General features: G+C 63.7%; 17 protein-coding genes. 15 read left to right on the top strand and 2 right to left on the bottom strand.

Features of this window, described 5'->3' with window-relative positions:
- Positions 1-119 precede the first annotated feature (119 nt).
- Complete coding sequence (locus tag U1739_RS02645; protein ID WP_332703710.1) at positions 120-584, bottom strand: hypothetical protein; 465 nt, start codon at positions 582-584, stop codon at positions 120-122.
- A 49-nt stretch (positions 585-633) separates the two neighbouring features.
- On the opposite strand from U1739_RS02645, the gene U1739_RS02650 reads away from it, so the two are divergent.
- From U1739_RS02650 to U1739_RS02705, 12 genes are all read left to right on the top strand, one after another.
- Positions 634-1,290, top strand: coding sequence for a Crp/Fnr family transcriptional regulator (locus tag U1739_RS02650; RefSeq protein ID WP_332703712.1), 657 nt, complete (start codon positions 634-636; stop codon positions 1,288-1,290).
- 79 nt (positions 1,291-1,369) lie between these two features.
- Complete coding sequence (pyrH, locus tag U1739_RS02655) at positions 1,370-2,092, top strand: UMP kinase (RefSeq protein ID WP_332703714.1); 723 nt, start codon at positions 1,370-1,372, stop codon at positions 2,090-2,092.
- Position 2,093: 1 nt separating this feature from the next.
- Complete coding sequence (gene frr, locus U1739_RS02660; RefSeq protein WP_332703716.1) at positions 2,094-2,651, top strand: ribosome recycling factor; 558 nt, start codon at positions 2,094-2,096, stop codon at positions 2,649-2,651.
- Positions 2,648-3,403 carry an isoprenyl transferase gene (locus tag U1739_RS02665; RefSeq protein WP_443025480.1) on the top strand — a complete coding sequence of 252 codons (756 nt, stop codon included), beginning with the start codon at positions 2,648-2,650 and terminating at the stop codon, positions 3,401-3,403. Before frr ends, U1739_RS02665 begins: the two co-directional genes overlap by 4 nt.
- Positions 3,400-4,194 carry a phosphatidate cytidylyltransferase gene (locus U1739_RS02670; RefSeq protein WP_443025481.1) on the top strand — a complete coding sequence of 265 codons (795 nt, stop codon included), beginning with the start codon at positions 3,400-3,402 and terminating at the stop codon, positions 4,192-4,194. The genes U1739_RS02665 and U1739_RS02670 overlap by 4 nt, the downstream gene beginning before the upstream one ends.
- Positions 4,191-5,348: a 1-deoxy-D-xylulose-5-phosphate reductoisomerase gene (locus tag U1739_RS02675; protein WP_332703720.1), complete on the top strand. Its 1,158-nt coding sequence runs from the start codon at positions 4,191-4,193 to the stop codon at positions 5,346-5,348. The genes U1739_RS02670 and U1739_RS02675 overlap by 4 nt, the downstream gene beginning before the upstream one ends.
- Positions 5,345-6,478: an RIP metalloprotease RseP gene (gene rseP / locus U1739_RS02680; RefSeq protein ID WP_332703722.1), complete on the top strand. Its 1,134-nt coding sequence runs from the start codon at positions 5,345-5,347 to the stop codon at positions 6,476-6,478. Before U1739_RS02675 ends, rseP begins: the two co-directional genes overlap by 4 nt.
- Before the next feature lie 83 nt (positions 6,479-6,561).
- Complete coding sequence (gene bamA, locus U1739_RS02685) at positions 6,562-9,258, top strand: outer membrane protein assembly factor BamA (RefSeq protein WP_332703724.1); 2,697 nt, start codon at positions 6,562-6,564, stop codon at positions 9,256-9,258.
- Positions 9,258-9,929 (top strand): OmpH family outer membrane protein, encoded by a 672-nt coding sequence (locus tag U1739_RS02690; RefSeq protein ID WP_332703726.1) that lies wholly within the window; start codon positions 9,258-9,260, stop codon positions 9,927-9,929. The genes bamA and U1739_RS02690 overlap by 1 nt, the downstream gene beginning before the upstream one ends.
- Positions 9,930-9,964: 35 nt before the next feature.
- A complete protein-coding gene (fabZ, locus tag U1739_RS02695; RefSeq protein ID WP_443025499.1) occupies positions 9,965-10,414 on the top strand; it encodes a 3-hydroxyacyl-ACP dehydratase FabZ in 450 nt (149 codons plus the stop codon).
- A gap of 100 nt (positions 10,415-10,514) precedes the next feature.
- Positions 10,515-10,745: a 50S ribosomal protein L31 gene (gene rpmE, locus U1739_RS02700; protein WP_261295972.1), complete on the top strand. Its 231-nt coding sequence runs from the start codon at positions 10,515-10,517 to the stop codon at positions 10,743-10,745.
- A 79-nt stretch (positions 10,746-10,824) separates the two neighbouring features.
- Complete coding sequence (locus U1739_RS02705) at positions 10,825-11,142, top strand: PilZ domain-containing protein (protein ID WP_332703730.1); 318 nt, start codon at positions 10,825-10,827, stop codon at positions 11,140-11,142.
- Positions 11,143-11,147: 5 nt separating this feature from the next.
- On the opposite strand, the gene U1739_RS02710 is transcribed toward U1739_RS02705, so the two are convergent.
- Positions 11,148-12,056, bottom strand: coding sequence for a LysR family transcriptional regulator (locus tag U1739_RS02710; protein WP_332703732.1), 909 nt, complete (start codon positions 12,054-12,056; stop codon positions 11,148-11,150).
- Positions 12,057-12,160: 104 nt separating this feature from the next.
- Between U1739_RS02710 and U1739_RS02715 the strand changes: the two genes are divergently transcribed.
- From U1739_RS02715 to U1739_RS02725, 3 genes are all read left to right on the top strand, one after another.
- Positions 12,161-13,363, top strand: a complete 1,203-nt coding sequence (locus U1739_RS02715) for an MFS transporter (RefSeq protein WP_332703734.1) — start codon at positions 12,161-12,163, stop codon at positions 13,361-13,363.
- Positions 13,364-13,447: 84 nt separating this feature from the next.
- Positions 13,448-14,071: a hypothetical protein gene (locus tag U1739_RS02720; protein WP_332703736.1), complete on the top strand. Its 624-nt coding sequence runs from the start codon at positions 13,448-13,450 to the stop codon at positions 14,069-14,071.
- Between the two features lie 258 nt (positions 14,072-14,329).
- Positions 14,330-15,538, top strand: coding sequence for a tyrosine-type recombinase/integrase (locus U1739_RS02725; RefSeq protein WP_332703738.1), 1,209 nt, complete (start codon positions 14,330-14,332; stop codon positions 15,536-15,538).
- Positions 15,539-15,547: the final 9 nt, after the last annotated feature.

Genomic DNA, 15,547 nt, shown 5'->3' on the forward strand with positions numbered 1-15,547 from the left:
GTAACGATGTGCAAATCGTAACCGGAATGCGCGGTGCCATCACAACATGGATTAATCTTTTGTACGAAAGATCGCCGTGCGCTCCGCCGCTATCTGCATAGCCATTTGGCGGATGGCGATCAGCAGGGCAGATCATTCGCGAGGCTACTGCCGATCGCCTCCAATAATGTCAGCGAACTGGCCGTCGGATCGCTGGCATGGCGCGTTTCGTCATCCATTTGCCGCTGCGTATCGGCGGCAATCGCAATGATCTCAACAGCATCGGACAAACCAATGACCGATCGGGCCACCAAGGCATGGATCAGGCTTTCGACCAACAACATCGCCGCTTGGCCGCGCGCATCGGGATCGGTCGGCGTTGCGTCCGCCGGCAGAGTGATATTATCGTTTGAACTGGCATCGGACACGGCACGCTTTCCGGAAAAGTGATTCTCGCGCGGCGCGATCGATACGCCGCGCGATGAGGTCGTCGTATCACCGGCACCATCAAAAAAGTTCATCCAGATTAACTTGGAACAATAAAGTGGAACAATATCAAATTTTATTTGGTCGTGCGATGAAGGACATATGGGCAATCGCTTCACTGAAAAGCTGCAACGCTTTCACGACCTGGGGGAAGGGGGGACGGCTGCCTTGGCGGCTGCCACGGCGCGCCCGCGCAAATATCCCGCCAAGCGCGACCTAATTCGAGAAGGCGACCGACCCGGGCCAGTGTTCGTCATGCTGGAGGGCTGGGCAGTTCGCTATAAAATCCTGCCCAACGGTCTGCGCCAGGTGCTGGCCTATCTCATGCCGGGGGATTGTTGCGATCTCCACGTCGGCTTGCTGGCCGAGATGGATCACAGCATCCAGACCATTACGAGCGCCTCGGTGGCGACGATCGATCGGGCCGAGATGGACACCATCCTGGACGATCATCGCGGCGTGGCCAAGGCGATGTACCTGGCGCAACTGGTCGATGAGGGCACGTTGCGCGCCTGGATCACCAGCATGGGACGGCGATCGAGCGTCGAACGCGTCGCGCATCTGATGTGCGAACTGTATATCAGGGCACGCGCGATCGGCCTGATCACGGAAATGACGTTTGAGCTGCCGCTGTCGCAATTGCTGCTGGCCGATTCGCTCGGGATGACGCCCGTGCATCTCAATCGCGTGCTGCGCGAGTTGCGGCAGACCGAAGCGATGACGTTGAAACGCGGCAGCTTGTTTATCGCGCAACCCGATCTGCTGATCCAGATTGCGGGGTTCGATGAAAATTACCTCCATCGCCGCTTGCGCCAGGCTGCATAAGCCACACTGCTTCCCGCTTCCAATCGCGTGCCCGCCCCACTAAGGTCCGCGCCGCCCCGCCGCAGCATATTGGACCCCCGTGACGACACCCCGCTACAACCGCATCCTGCTCAAATTGTCCGGCGAAGTCCTGATGGGCGAGAATGGACTCGCCATCGATCCCGCCGTTACCGCCCGCGTCGCCGGCGAGATCGCCGACGTGAAGGCACAGGGCTATGAATTGTGCATCGTGGTGGGCGGCGGCAATATCTTCCGTGGGCTCGCCGCCGCCGCCAAGGGCTTCGAGCGCGCCACTGCCGATCATATGGGCATGTTGGCGACCGTGATGAACGCGCTGGCCGTGCAGAATGCACTCGAGCAGATCGGCGTTTCCACGCGCGTGCAATCGGCCATCTCGATGGACAAGATTTGCGAGCCGGTGATCCGGCGCCGCGCCGAACGGCATCTCGAGAAGGGCCGGGTGGTGATTTTCGCCGCCGGCGTCGGCGAGCCGTACTTCACCACCGACAGCGGCGCTGCACTGCGCGCGGCGGAAATGAAGTGTGACGCCTTGTTCAAGGGCACCTCAGTCGATGGCGTCTACGATGCCGATCCCAAGCTGGTGCCCGGTGCGACCCGCTACGAGACGGTGAGCTACGATACCGTGCTGGCGAAGAATTTGCGGGTGATGGACGCCAGCGCTATCGCCCTGTGCCGCGACAACAATATTCCGATCGTCGTCTTCAACATCCGCGAGCATGGCAATTTCGCCGCCGTGCTGGCCGGCGAAGGCATTTCGACGACCGTACAGAAGGAGCAATAATATGGCCGCTTACGATAAGGCCGATCTCGAACGCCGCATGGCCGGCGCGGTCGAAGCACTGAAGCACGATCTCTCGGGCCTGCGCACGGGGCGCGCCTCGACCTCGTTGCTCGATCCGGTGACGGTCGAAGTATACGGCGCGCAAATGCCGCTCAACCAGGTCGCCACCGTCTCGGTGCCCGAGCCGCGGATGATCTCGGTGCAGGTATGGGACAAGTCCAATGTCGGACCGTGCGACAAGGCGATCCGATCGGCAGGCCTCGGCCTCAACCCGATCGTCGATGGCACCACGCTGCGCCTGCCAATCCCTGATCTGACCGAGGAGCGTCGCAAGGAATTGGCCAAGCTGGCCGGCAAATATGCCGAGGACGCGCGCATCGCCGCGCGCAATGTGCGCCGCGACGGCATGGATTCGCTGAAGACCGACGAGAAGAAGGGGCTGTTTGGCGAGGACGACCGCAAGAAGCTCGAGACCGAGGTGCAGAAGCTGACCGACAAGACGATCGCCGAGCTGGATGCGGCGGCGGCCGCCAAGGAAAAGGAAATCCTGGGCAAGTGAGCGCGGCTCCCGCCCTGGAGTCGGACACCGCCGCCGCCCTGCGGATCGGCGGGGCCGTGCTGCCGCGCCACGTTGCCATCATCATGGATGGCAATGGACGCTGGGCCAAGAAGCGTTTCCTGCCGCGCTTTGCCGGGCACAAGGCGGGCGTGGAAGCAGTGCGCGCGGTGACCCGCGCCGCCCGCGCGATCGGCATCGAGGCGTTGACGCTTTATGCTTTCTCCTCGGAGAATTGGCGTCGGCCGGAGGAGGAAGTCAGCGACCTCATGGGGTTGCTGCGCGTGTTCATCCGCAGCGATATCGACGAATTGGCCCGCGAGAATGTGCGGCTGCGCGTGATCGGCGATTATCGCCGCTTTGCGCCCGATCTGGTCAAATTGGTCGACGACGCGGTCGCCCGGACGGCGAACAATAGCGGACCGATCCTGGTCATCGCGCTGAATTACGGCGCGCAGGCGGAGATCGCTGCGGCGGCACGCTCGCTGGCCGCCAAGGCGGTGGCGGGGGACATTGCCGTCGAGGCGATCGACGACGCGGCGATCGAACGCGAGCTCGATACGCGCGATTTGCCACCGCTCGATCTGCTGATCCGCACCTCGGGCGAAGTGCGGCTGTCCAATTTTCTGCTGTGGCAGGCGGCTTATGCCGAATTGCTGTTCGTCGATACTTTGTGGCCCGATTTCGATGCCGCCGCGCTGAGCCAGGCGGTGGCGACGTTTGCGCAGCGCCAGCGGCGCTATGGCGGGCTGTGAGCGTGGCCCAGCGTAAATCGGACCTGGCGGTCCGTGCCAGTACCGGCGTGCTGATGATCGCGGTCGCGGCGCTGGCCCTATGGCTCGGCGGGATCGCCTTCTGGGTTTTGTGCTCGGTCGGCGCCTTGTTCATGATGGCCGAATGGTCGGACCTCGATCGGGCGGGCGCGCGCAACAAGCGCGTCGCGCAGTTCGCGCTGTCGGTGCCGCTGGCGACGATGGCGCCGGCCTCGTTGATCATCGAGGTGCATTATTTCTTCACGCTCGGGCTGTTGGCCGGCGCGGCGTTCTTCACCGTGATCGTCACGCGCAAGGCGCGATTGGCGATGGGCATCATCTATTGCGGGCTGCCGGTGCTGTCGCTGGTCTTCCTGCGCCGCGCCGATGGCGGTCTGGTGTTCGCCTTTTGGGCGCTGGCGTTGGTTTGGGCGTGCGATATCGGCGCCTATTTCGCGGGCCGGACGATCGGCGGGCCGAAACTCGCGCCGGCGATCAGCCCGAACAAGACCTGGGCAGGGCTTGGCGGCGGGGTGATCGCGGCCGGATTGTTCGGCGCGCTGCTGCATGTGCAGTTCGGGCTGCCGTGGCGCATGACGCTGGCGACGCCGCTGCTGGCCGTCGTGGCGCAGGCGGGCGATCTTTACGAGAGTTGGTTGAAGCGGCGGGCGGGGGTCAAGGACAGTGGCAACATCCTGCCGGGGCATGGCGGGGTGCTGGATCGATTGGATGGGCTGGTGCCGGTGGCGCCGCTCGCCGCATTGCTGCTGATCCTACCGCGATTTTACCTGTGAAGACGGTGACCATCCTGGGCGCGACGGGCTCGGTCGGCAGTTCGACGCTGGACTTGATCGAGCGGGAGCCGGACAAATTCCAGGTGCTGGCGCTGACCGCCAATGGCGATGTCGAGAAACTGGCGCAGGCGGCGCTGCGCACCCGCGCCAAGCGGGCGGTGGTGGCCGACGAAGCGTGCTTGCCGGCACTGCGCGAGCGGCTCGCCGGCAGCGGCATCGAAACGGCGGGCGGGCGACAGGCGTTGCTGGATACCGCGGCGCTGGGCGCGGACTGGACGATGGCGGCGATCGTCGGCTGTGCCGGTCTTGAACCGGTCATGGCGGCGGTGGAGCAGGGCGGCACGGTGGTGCTGGCCAATAAGGAGCCTTTGGTCTCGGCCGGCGAGATCATCCTTGCCGCCGCGGCGAAACATGGCGCCACGCTGCTGCCGGCGGATTCCGAGCATAATGCGATCTTCCAATGCTTCGACGCGACCCGGCCGGAGCGGGTGCGGCGGATCATCATAACGTGCAGCGGCGGGCCGTTCCGCGACTGGTCGTTGGAGCAGATGCACAGCGTGACGCCAGAACAGGCCGTGGCCCATCCCAATTGGTCGATGGGCGCGAAAATCTCGGTCGATTCGGCGACCTGCATGAACAAGGGGCTCGAGCTGATCGAGGCGGCGCGGCTGTTTCCCGTGCCCCACGACGCGATCGAAATCGTCATCCACCCGCAATCGGTGATTCATTCGCTGGTCGATTATGTCGACGGATCGGTGCTGGCGCAGCTCGGCCCGCCGGACATGCGCACGCCGATCGCGCATTGCCTGGCCTGGCCCGATCGCATGGCCACGCCGATGCAGCCGCTCGACCTGGTCGCGATCGGCCGGCTCGATTTCGCGCAGCCAGACGAGACGCGCTTCCCCGCGCTGCGGCTGGCGCGCGACGTACTGAATGCGGGCGGCGCGCGTCCCGCGATTTTCAACGCCGCCAATGAGGTCGCCGTCGCGGCTTTTCTCGATCGCCGCATTCGTTTCCTCGAAATTGCCGCAATCGTGTCCGATACGCTCAATTGTTACGACCCGGTGGCGCCACAGACGCTGGCCGAGGTCCTGACAATCGACGCGGGGGCGCGTGCCGTAGCGAACGGGATTGTAAAGGATCGCGTGATTTGATCGAGACCCCCGGCCTGTTGCTGACCGTGCTCGCCTTCGTGCTGGTGATCGGCCCGCTCGTGTTCGTGCACGAGATGGGCCATTATCTGGTCGGCCGCTGGTGCGGCGTGAAGGCGGAAGTCTTCTCGATCGGCTTCGGCAACGAAGTGTTCGGCGTCACCGACCGGCGCGGCACGCGCTGGAAGTTCGGCTGGCTGCCGCTGGGCGGCTATGTCAAATTCGCCGGCGATCTCAACGCGGCGAGCCAGACCGATCCGGCCTGGCTGGCGTTGCCCGCGGCGGAGCGCGCGCAGACCTTTCCGGCCAAGCCGCTATGGCAGCGCGCGCTGATCATCGCCGCCGGGCCGGTGGTCAATTTCCTGCTCGCGATCCTGATCCTGATGGGCTTCGCGTTGATCTATGGCGACGTGCGCACCCCGCCGGTGGCGCGCGAGATCGTCGCCGGTAGCGCCGCCGCCAAGATCGGGCTGCAGCCGGGCGATCGCATCGTCGCGGTCGGCGGGCGCAGCGTGGAAACGTTCGACGACGTGTCGCGCTACGTGAAGATCCGCGCCAATGAGCCGGTACAGGTCGATTTCGACCGGGGCGGTACCGTGCTCAGTCGCACCGCCATGATCGGCACGATGGAGCAGCGCGACCGCTTCGGTAATGAATATCAAATGGGGCTGCTCGGCATCGCGCCGGCGCGCCCGGTACTGATCGATGTCGGGGTGCTCGAAGCGCCGGGCGTCGCGCTGCGCCAGACGCGCGACATCGTCGTGACGATGGTCGAGACGCTGGGGCAGGTGATCAGCGGGCGCCGATCGGTCAAGGAACTGGGCGGGCCGTTGCGCATCGCCAAGATTTCCGGCGAGCAGATCAGCATCGGTCCGGAGGCGTTCGTCTTCCTGATCGCCTTGGTGTCGATTAACTTGGGGTTCATCAACCTGTTGCCAATCCCCATGCTGGATGGAGGGCACCTGTTTTTCTACGCGATCGAGGCTATACAACGCCGGCCGGTCAATCCAGCGGTCCAGGAATGGGCCTATCGCGGCGGGCTGATGGCGCTGATGATGTTCATGTTGTTCGTCACGTTCAATGATCTTGGCGCTTTTGGCTTGTGGAAGAACCTAGCCAGCTTGATCGGCTGACGCAGGTAAGGCAGGGCGGGCGCACTCGAGTTTGGCGACCCGCGTAATTTCTCCGTTTTTGGGGTGGGATAGTGACAGCGACCATGGTTTCGAAATTCGGCGTACGCGCCACGAGGGCATTATTGGCCGGCACGATGCTGTCCGGCCTGCCCGTCGCGGCGAGCGCGCAGGGCGCGCCGCAGGCTGCGCCGACGCTGGCGCCGGTGCCGGCCACGGTGACGCCGGCAGTGGTGCGCACGATCAAGTCGCTGCGCGTCGAAGGCTCGCAGCGCATCGAGCCCGAGACGGTATTGTCCTACACCAAGCTGCGCGTCGGCCAGGCCTATACCAACGAATCGCTCGATCAGGCGCTGCGCGACCTGCTGGCCAGCGACTTTTTCGCCGATGTGTCGATCGCCGGTGTCGAGAGCGGCGACATCATCATCCGCATCCGCGAAAATCCGATCATCAACCGCGTCATCCTGGAGGGCAATAAGCGCCTCAAGGAAGACAAGATCCGCAAGGAAATCAAGCTCGCCCCGCGGCAGATCTTTACCCGCACCGCGGTGCGCCAGGATATCGCGCGGATCGTCGAACTGTATCGCCGCCAGGGCCGTTTCGCCGCGTCGATCCAGCCCAAGATGGTCAATCTCGATCAGAACCGCGTCGATGTGGTGTTCGAGATCAGCGAGGGACCGAAATCGAAGGTCCGCCAGATCAACATCATCGGCAACGAGGTGTTCGACGACGACAAGCTCCGCGAGCAGATGGCGACCAAACAGGCGCGGCTGTTCCGCCTGCTCAGCTCGGCGACGAGCTACGACCAGGATCGCATGGCCTATGACCAGCAGAAACTGCGCCAATTCTACCTGACCGAAGGCTATGCCGATTTCCGCGTCACCTCGGCCGTGGCCGAGCTCACGCCGGACAAGGAAGACTTCATCATCACCTATGTGGTGGAGGAGGGCGACCGCTATAAGTTCGGCGACGTCACGGTCGACAGCTCGATCCGCGATTTCGACAATGCCAAGCTCGCCGCTGGCCTGACGATGAAGAAGGGCGATTGGTACGACGCCAAGAAGGTCGAGAATTCGGTCGATCAGCTGAGCGAGACGGCGGGCCTGTTCGGCTACGCGTTTACCGAGGTGAACCCTGAGTTCAACCGCGACAAAGAAACGCTGACCATGTCGCTCAACTTCAACATCGCCGAGGCCAAGCGCTCGTATGTCGAACGTGTCGACATCAACGGCAACACCAACACGCAGGACAAGGTCATCCGGCGCGAGATCCGCCTGTCGGAAGGCGATGCGTTCAACAGCTTCCAGGTCAAGCGCTCGCAGGACCGGATCAACTCGCTGGGCTATTTCCAGGACAAGTTCGAACTCAAGCAGACGCCGGGCTCGGCCCCCGACCGCGTCGTGCTGACCGCCGATGTCGAAGAAAAATCGACCGGCGAGCTGCAGCTGTCGGCGGGTTTCTCGAGCCTGGAAAGCTTCATCGTCCAGGCCTCGATCCGCCAACGCAATTTCCGCGGCAAAGGCCAGGAGCTGCGCGCCAGCGTCAACTATTCGAGCTATTCCAAATCGGTCGAACTGGGCTTCACCGAGCCGTATCTGTTCGACAAGAATATCGCGCTCGGCGGCGATATCTTCCGCCGCGATTACAATTCGTTCAACCTGACCGCGAATGGTGATCGCAACACGACCTATACCCAGGTCTCGACCGGTTTCCAGATCCGCGCCGGCGTGCCGCTGACCGAATATCTCTCGCTGTCGGCGCGCTACGGGCTGACCTTCGACGATGTCGGGCTCGACGAGAGCACCTATTACACCAACGGCGTATGCGACCGCATTTTGGCCGGCCGTTATCTCTGCGACGCGATCGGCAACCGGGCGACCTCGTCGGTCGGCTATTCGCTGATCTATGACAGCCTCAACAGCCGCCTGCGCCCGACGGCGGGCCATCGTGTCGTGCTGAGCCAGGACTTTGCCGGCCTTGGTGGCGACGTGCGCTATATCCGTACCAAGTTCGACGCCGATAAATATTGGGGCTTGGGCAGCGGCTTCACCCTCGGGCTGAGCACAGAAGGCGGCTATATCCACTCGCTCGAGGGATCACGCGGTGAGGGCATCGATAAGGTGCGCATCACCGACCGCTTCTATCTCGGCGAGCCGGAGTTCCGCGGTTTCGATATTCGTGGCGTCGGCCCGCGCGTGCAGCGCATCCCTTATGGCACCGATGCCAATGGGAAGCAGATTTTGGTCACCGACAAAGACCAGATCATCGACGATGCGCTGGGCGGCCGGGCTTATTATTCGGGTCGGCTCGAGCTTGAGATTCCGCTCGGTGCAGGGGCGCGTGAACTCGGGCTGCGTCCGACCATCTATGTTCAAGCTGGTGCGCTATTCGGCGTGACGCGGCCTTTGCCGACGGTTGAATTCGAAACGATCGATGGCGTCGTGCAACCGCTGTTCCGGCCGACCTTGGATGGCAACGGCAAGCCGCTTTATTATTTCACCAATTCGAGCGGCGGGCAGGTTGCCACGATTTGCCCGGCGGGTCTGCCGGACAGCGCCGGCGGGTGTAACGGCATCGTGCCGAACATACCGGTCGGCAATACGATCGCGCCGTTCAGCGAACAGTTCGTCGGCAACAGTGCCAAGCCACGCGTCTCGGTCGGCGCCGGCGTCAATTGGAATTCGCCGTTCGGGCCATTGCGTGTCGACCTGGCGTACGCGCTGGTCAAGGACAAGGGCGACGACGACAAGCTCATCACATTCAACGTAGGGACTGCATTCTAATGACTATCTCCAAGAAGATCCTGCTCGCCACGGCGCTGATCGTGCCCGCCACCTTGGCCGCTGTTTCGGCCAGCGCACAGAGCGCCAATGTCGCCATCGCCGATCCCGATGCGGCAATCGCCAATTCGAAGGTCTGGGCTGCGGCGCAGGGCGAAATCGCCACGACCTACAAGCCGCAGCTCGACCAGGCCAAGACGCGCGGCGAGGCGATCGCCGCCGAACTGCAGCCGCTGTACAAGAAGCTCGACGCCAATGGCGACAACCAGCTGAACCAGCAGGAAATCGAAGCCGCGCGCACTGCGCGTCGCCCCGAGATCACGCAGATCGAAGCCAAGGAAAAGGCCGGCCAGGAAGAGATCGGGCGGATGACCGCACAGGCATCGCGCGCCCGCGCTTATGCCGCCGAGCAGGTTGCCGGCAAGGTCAACGACGCCGTCACCAACGTCGTCAAGGCCCGCCGCATCACGCTGCTGATCCGTCCCAACGCGGCCTATTTCGCCGATCCGGCAGCCGATATCACGCCGGCGATCAGCACCGAGATCGATCGCCTGATCCCCAAGGTCAGCATCACGCCGCCGGCCAATTGGCAGCCCGGCCAGCAGCAGGCCGCGCAGCGCCCGGCCGGCACGTCCGCGCCGGCAGCACCGAAGGCGGCTGAGCGTCCGCGGTGACCGCTGACGTGACGGCGGCAGCGCCCGACGCCGAATTGGGTCCGTTCGATATCGGACGGATCATGGCGGCGCTGCCGCATCGCTATCCGATGCTGCTGGTCGACCGGGTCGTGCGCTTGACGCGCGACCGGTCGATCACGGCGATCAAGGCGGTGACGGTCAACGAGCAATTCTTCCAGGGGCATTTCCCGGGACGGCCGATCATGCCCGGCGTGCTGATCGTCGAGGCGATGGCGCAGGCCGCCGGGATCCTCGCGGTCGAATCGCTCGGGCTCGCAGGCTCGGGCAAATTGGTCTATTTCATGGCGATCGACGGGGCGAAGTTCCGTAAACCGGTCGAGCCCGGCGTGTTGCTGCAGCTCGACGTGGAATTCGTCCAGAAGCGCTCGAGCGTGTGCAAATTCTCCGGCCGCGCGACGATCGACGGGCAAGTGGCGGCGGAGGCCAACTTCACCGCGATGATCGCAGATCCGCCCAAGGCCTGACGGGTTACCTAATTACTTGCTCTACTGGAGCGCGGCGTGTAGTGCGCCGCGCTTGTCCAGGCTGGTCGGAAACCAGCCACTGACGCACAAGGAAAATGCCATGAAGAAAGATATCCATCCCGATTATCACACCATCAAGGTGCAGATGACCGATGGCACCGTGTACGAAACCCGCTCCACCTGGGGCAAGGAAGGCGACACGATGACGCTCGAAATCGATCCGCTGGCGCATCCGGCCTGGACCGGCGGTCGCGGCACGATGCTCGATACGGGCGGCCAGGTGGCCCGCTTCAACAAGCGTTTCGGCGCGATGTCGTTCGGCAAGAAATAAGCTTTTCCGGCGCCATGCTTTAATGGCGCGTTAGGGAGCACACCATAGGCTTCCCGCTCGCAGGCCGAGAGGGGAGCCTATGTTCGTTACGGAATATGAGCCGGCCCAAGCCAGCCGCCGCCGCGCGCCGCGCGCGCCAGTGTCGCTGGATGCCCGGATCGGCCGCGGCGGTCTCGACCGCACCGCGTGCAAGGTCAGCGATCTGTCGATCAACGGCGCCCGCGTGCACAGCTATTGCGCGCTCGTGCGGGGCACGCTGATCTGGCTGACGCTGCCAGCGCTCGGCCAGGTTGCCGCGACGGTGATATGGGCGAGTGATTTCGAGGCCGGCTGCCGCTTTCTCGCGCCGCTCGACGAGAGCAGCTTCGCCACCTTGGTCGCGCTTGGCGCCGCCTAGGGTGGTCAATCGATCCGCAGGCCGGCGGTCAGCGCGGCGAGCAGCGCATCGACCTTGGGACTGAGCTGGCGCCGCCGCGGCCATAGCAGATGCAGCGCCAGCCCGGTGGTGGCCAGATCGGGCAAGATCTCGACCAGCTCGCCGCGCTCCAGCTCGTCCTTGATCAGCCAGGTGGCCAATTGGGCGATGCCGAACCCGGCCTTGACCGCGCCGACCTGCGCCTCGGCGCTGCCCAGCACGATGCGCGCCGCCATGGTGCGCTCGGCCATCCGGCCCTCGCCATCGGCGAAGCGCCAGGCGATCGTACTGCCATCGGCGCGGCCATAGAGGATGCAATCGAAGCGGGCGAGATCGTCGGCATCGCGCGGCGTGCCGCGGCGCTCGAGATAGGCCGGCGCGGCGCAGAAGATCACGCATTCGCTGCCCAGCTGGCGCTGGCCGAGCGTGGTGGCGCCGGCATCGGACGCGCCGATGCGGATGGCGACGTCGATGCCTTCTTCGACGAGATCGACCTTGCGGTCGGTAAAGGTGATGCTCGGGCGCAGCTGAGGATGCTGTTCGGCAAAGGCCAGCAGCAACGGCATCGCCCGCATCCGCCCGAACGCGACGGGCACGTCGACCTTCAACCGCCCGACCATGTCGGTGCGCTGCGCCGCCAGCACCGCCTCGGCATCGGCGAGCTCGCCGAGCACGCGGACGCAGGTGTCGTAGAAGGCGGCGCCGGCGTCGCTCAGCGTCAGGCGCCGCGTGGTGCGATCGAACAGCCGGCTGCCGAGCCGCGCCTCGAGCCGCGCGACGCTCTTGCTGACCGCCGAATTGGTCAGGTTGAGCCGCAAGCCCGCCGCGGTGAAACTACCCGCATCGGCGGTGCAGACAAAGGCTTCGATGCCCTTGAGGCGTTCGGAGGGGATCATGCGCGACTCCATTGTGGAATTATAGTCGCGGCATAGCCGAATTAATGCCGCGCGACGCGCCTTTCCGTCGCGACTAGGGACGGGGACCTTAGTGGAGTATGTTCATGCCGTCCGTCAGTCCCCTGCTTGCCGAAACGCCCGGTGCCAAATCCGCGGGGCATGGCCTGGCCGTGTTGCTGCTCGCGGTCTCGGCGTTCGTCATCGTCACGACCGAGTTCATCATCGTCGGGCTGTTGCCCAGCCTGGCGCGCGATCTGGACATTTCGATCTCGACCGCCGGGCAGCTCGTCACTTTGTTTGCCTTTACCGTGATGCTGGCGGGGCCGTTCCTCACCGCGATGCTGTCGCATGTCGAGCGCAAGCGGCTGTTCGTCGTCATCCTGGTGATCTTCGCCGGCGCCAATGCGCTCGCCGCCGCCGCGCCGGACATCTGGATCCTCGGTTTCGCCCGTTTCCTGCCGGCGCTGGCATTGCCGGTTTTTTGGGGCACGGCGAGCGAGACGGCGGGCGAGCTGGCCGGGCCGGACAAAGCGGGCAAGGCGGTCGCCAACGTCTATCTCGGCATTTCCGGCGCGATGGTGCTGGGCATTCCGCTCGGCACGCTGGCCTCGACCGCGTTCGGCTGGCGCGGCACTTTCTGGGGCCTGGCGGGCCTGTCGCTGCTGATGGCGGTATTGCTGTTGGTGGTCATGCCGACGCTGGCCCGGCCGGCCCGCGTCAAGCTCGCCGAACAGGCCAGGATCCTCAAGGACCCTTATTTCCTCGGCAATGTGGTGCTCTCGGTGATCGTGTTCACCGCGATGTTCACTGCCTATACCTATCTCGCCGACACGCTCGAGCAGATCGCGCGCATCCCGGTGGGCCAGGTCGGCTGGTGGTTGATGGGCTTCGGCATCGTCGGCCTGGGCGGCAACTGGCTGGGCGGGCAGTTTGTCGGGCGCGGGCCGCTGCTGGTCACGGCCGTCGCGGCATTGGTGCTGGCGCTCGGCATGGCGGCGACCACATTGGTGGCCGGGTCGCACGCCTGGCTGGCGGTCGCGCTGGCGGTATGGGGCATCGCCAACACCGCGCTCTACCCGATCTGCCAGGTTCGCGTGATGCAATCGGCGAGCCACGCGCAGGCGCTGGCCGGCACGCTCAACGTGTCGATGGCCAATGCCGGGATCGGGCTTGGCGCGATCATCGGCGGTTCGGTGATCCAGCATCTCGGCCTGGCCAAGGTCGGGTATGTCGCCGCCGGCATCGCGATCCTGGCCGTGCTGGTCACGCCGATCGTCAACCGTTTGAAGGTGCGCGCCGCCGCCTGAGGTGCGCCGCGCTGGACCTACGTCCCGACGCTGCCAGCACCCTGCGCTCTCGGCCGCGGCGGGGCTGACCCAAGCAACCCCCCTTTGAAGATCCGGCTAATCGTGTTGAATGGGTTGATGGGTGATTATTTCAGACGGATCGCGCGCTTTTTCGCCTTAGTCGCAACGGTTCCGTTCCTGGTTGCCTACATAGGCGCATGGTCGGCGGGCTTGGGCTTTATCCTATTCCTCCTAGCGCTACCGGCGGGCCTCCTAGCGTTAGTGGTTGGTGCAGTGGCGTGGTTTGTCCAAGGCTATCAGCGTGGGAAGGAGGAAAGAGCGACGCGCGACAAAGTTCTGATCTTCGCCGGTGCGCCGGTGCTGTTTGCCGCGACGATCTGTCTCAGTTGGCCATTGTTCGCGCTGGGTAGCTACGCAGGGACAATGTCTAGGTTGATGTTGAACCGGGGCAACTATGAGGCGATCATTGCTAAAGCGCGATCCAACCCAAAGCCCGCGTGGTTTCAAGACGATGGTGGAGTGACATATTCGATCGACGTGGGGCCACCCGTCCGAGTAGCCTTTAACCCGGAGGGCATGCTCGATAACTGGTCAGGAATAATTTACGACTCCACGGGCGACGTTATGTTGGCGGACGGTTTCGACCTAAGACCGGAAAGTTTGCAGCTCCGGAGCGAATCACAAAGCTATTTAGCGGAGATCTTGTGAACTGCCGTAGATTGTGGGGCGATTATTATGATTGCTCGTTCACATAGCGCGCCACGAGTTCAGGTAGGTGGCGGAAGAGGTGTCCTCCGAACTGGTGTGTCCCTGGTCGTCCGCCAACATCCGTTGGCGTGTAAAAAACCATTACGTCTCAGGTAATTATAGGTATGGACCGGTTCCATGGTTGTGCGTCGTTGTGCGCCAAACCACGCCATGATCCAAGTTGAAAGTGGGCACGAGAATGGGCATAGTAGGTCGATCATGGCTACACGCTCACTTAACAAGCTCACCGCGCGACAGGTTTCGACGCTCAAGCAGCCCGGCCGACATGCCGATGGTGGCGGCTTGTACCTACGCATCACAGCGACCAATAGCCGGTCATGGGTGTTTATGACGAGCGCACAAGGTAAGCGAGTTGAAATTGGCCTTGGCAAAGCATCGGCCGTTGGGCTTGCAACGGCGAGAGGCTTGGCAGCGGCGATGCGTGAGGCTGTCGCTATCCGCCAAGACCCACGGTCCGTACTCGCGCCGGCGCAAGCAGAGCAGTGCGTCCCGACGTTCGGCGAATACAGCGAGACCTATATCAGCCGCGTCGAGTCTGGGTGGAGGAGTGAGGTCCATCGGCAGCAGTGGCGTCAGAGCCTGAGAGATCATGCCCGAGCCATCCGCGACAAATCCATAGATCATATTGATACCGATGATGTGATCTCGGTCTTGACGCCGATCTGGTCAACGAAGCCTGAGACTGCCAAGCGAGTACGCGGTCGCATCGAGAAAGTGCTTGATGCGGCTAAGGCACACGGACTGCGTCCGCGCGACGCGATGAATCCCGCCGTTTGGCGTGGTCATCTCGCGCTTCTGATGCCCGCTCCATCAAAGCTTTCCCGTGGGCATCACGCCGCGCTGCCGTGGAAGGTCGCATCGACGTTTATGGCGCAGCTTCGCGGCCGGGAGGCACTCGCGGCAAGATGTCTCGAGTTCGTGATTTTGACGGCAGCACGCAGCGGCGAAGCCCTTGGAGCAACCTGGGGCGAAATCGATTTGAAAACACGCTTATGGACCTTGCCAGCCCATCGTATGAAGGCTGGCTCAGAACACATCGTGCCGCTGTCCGATGCGGCCGTTAACCTGCTGGAGGACCTTCGTCCTGGGACGGTTAAGCCAGCCGAACGTGTGTTTAGCGTCGCGGGCGCAGCGCGTTCTAACATGGCGATGACGATGCTGCTCCGCAGAATGAAGGCGGACAATGTGACGGTGCACGGCTTTCGGTCCACATTCCGCGACTGGGCCGGTGATGCCACCAACTACCCCCGCGAGCTGATCGAGCAGGCGCTAGCCCATACAATCGGGAACAAGGCAGAACGCTCATACCGACGTGGAACGGCAATTGAACGCCGACGTGAGCTGATGCAGGATTGGAGCCGCTACCTGCAATCGCAGCAAGAACCGGGGGAGCAAACGGGGTCCTAAGATGGCACG

Source organism: Parasphingomonas puruogangriensis (genome assembly GCF_036663635.1).
GTDB lineage: Bacteria > Pseudomonadota > Alphaproteobacteria > Sphingomonadales > Sphingomonadaceae > Sphingomonas.

Coding starts and splice junctions, on each gene's coding strand:
- frr (WP_332703716.1), top strand. CDS start 2,094: ATGGCCGCTTACGATAAGGCCGATCTCGAACGCCGCATGGCCGGCGCG.
- bamA (WP_332703724.1), top strand. CDS start 6,562: ATGGTTTCGAAATTCGGCGTACGCGCCACGAGGGCATTATTGGCCGGC.
- U1739_RS02690 (WP_332703726.1), top strand. CDS start 9,258: ATGACTATCTCCAAGAAGATCCTGCTCGCCACGGCGCTGATCGTGCCC.
- rpmE (WP_261295972.1), top strand. CDS start 10,515: ATGAAGAAAGATATCCATCCCGATTATCACACCATCAAGGTGCAGATG.
- U1739_RS02705 (WP_332703730.1), top strand. CDS start 10,825: ATGTTCGTTACGGAATATGAGCCGGCCCAAGCCAGCCGCCGCCGCGCG.
- U1739_RS02710 (WP_332703732.1), bottom strand. CDS start 12,056: ATGATCCCCTCCGAACGCCTCAAGGGCATCGAAGCCTTTGTCTGCACC.
- U1739_RS02715 (WP_332703734.1), top strand. CDS start 12,161: ATGCCGTCCGTCAGTCCCCTGCTTGCCGAAACGCCCGGTGCCAAATCC.
- U1739_RS02725 (WP_332703738.1), top strand. CDS start 14,330: ATGGCTACACGCTCACTTAACAAGCTCACCGCGCGACAGGTTTCGACG.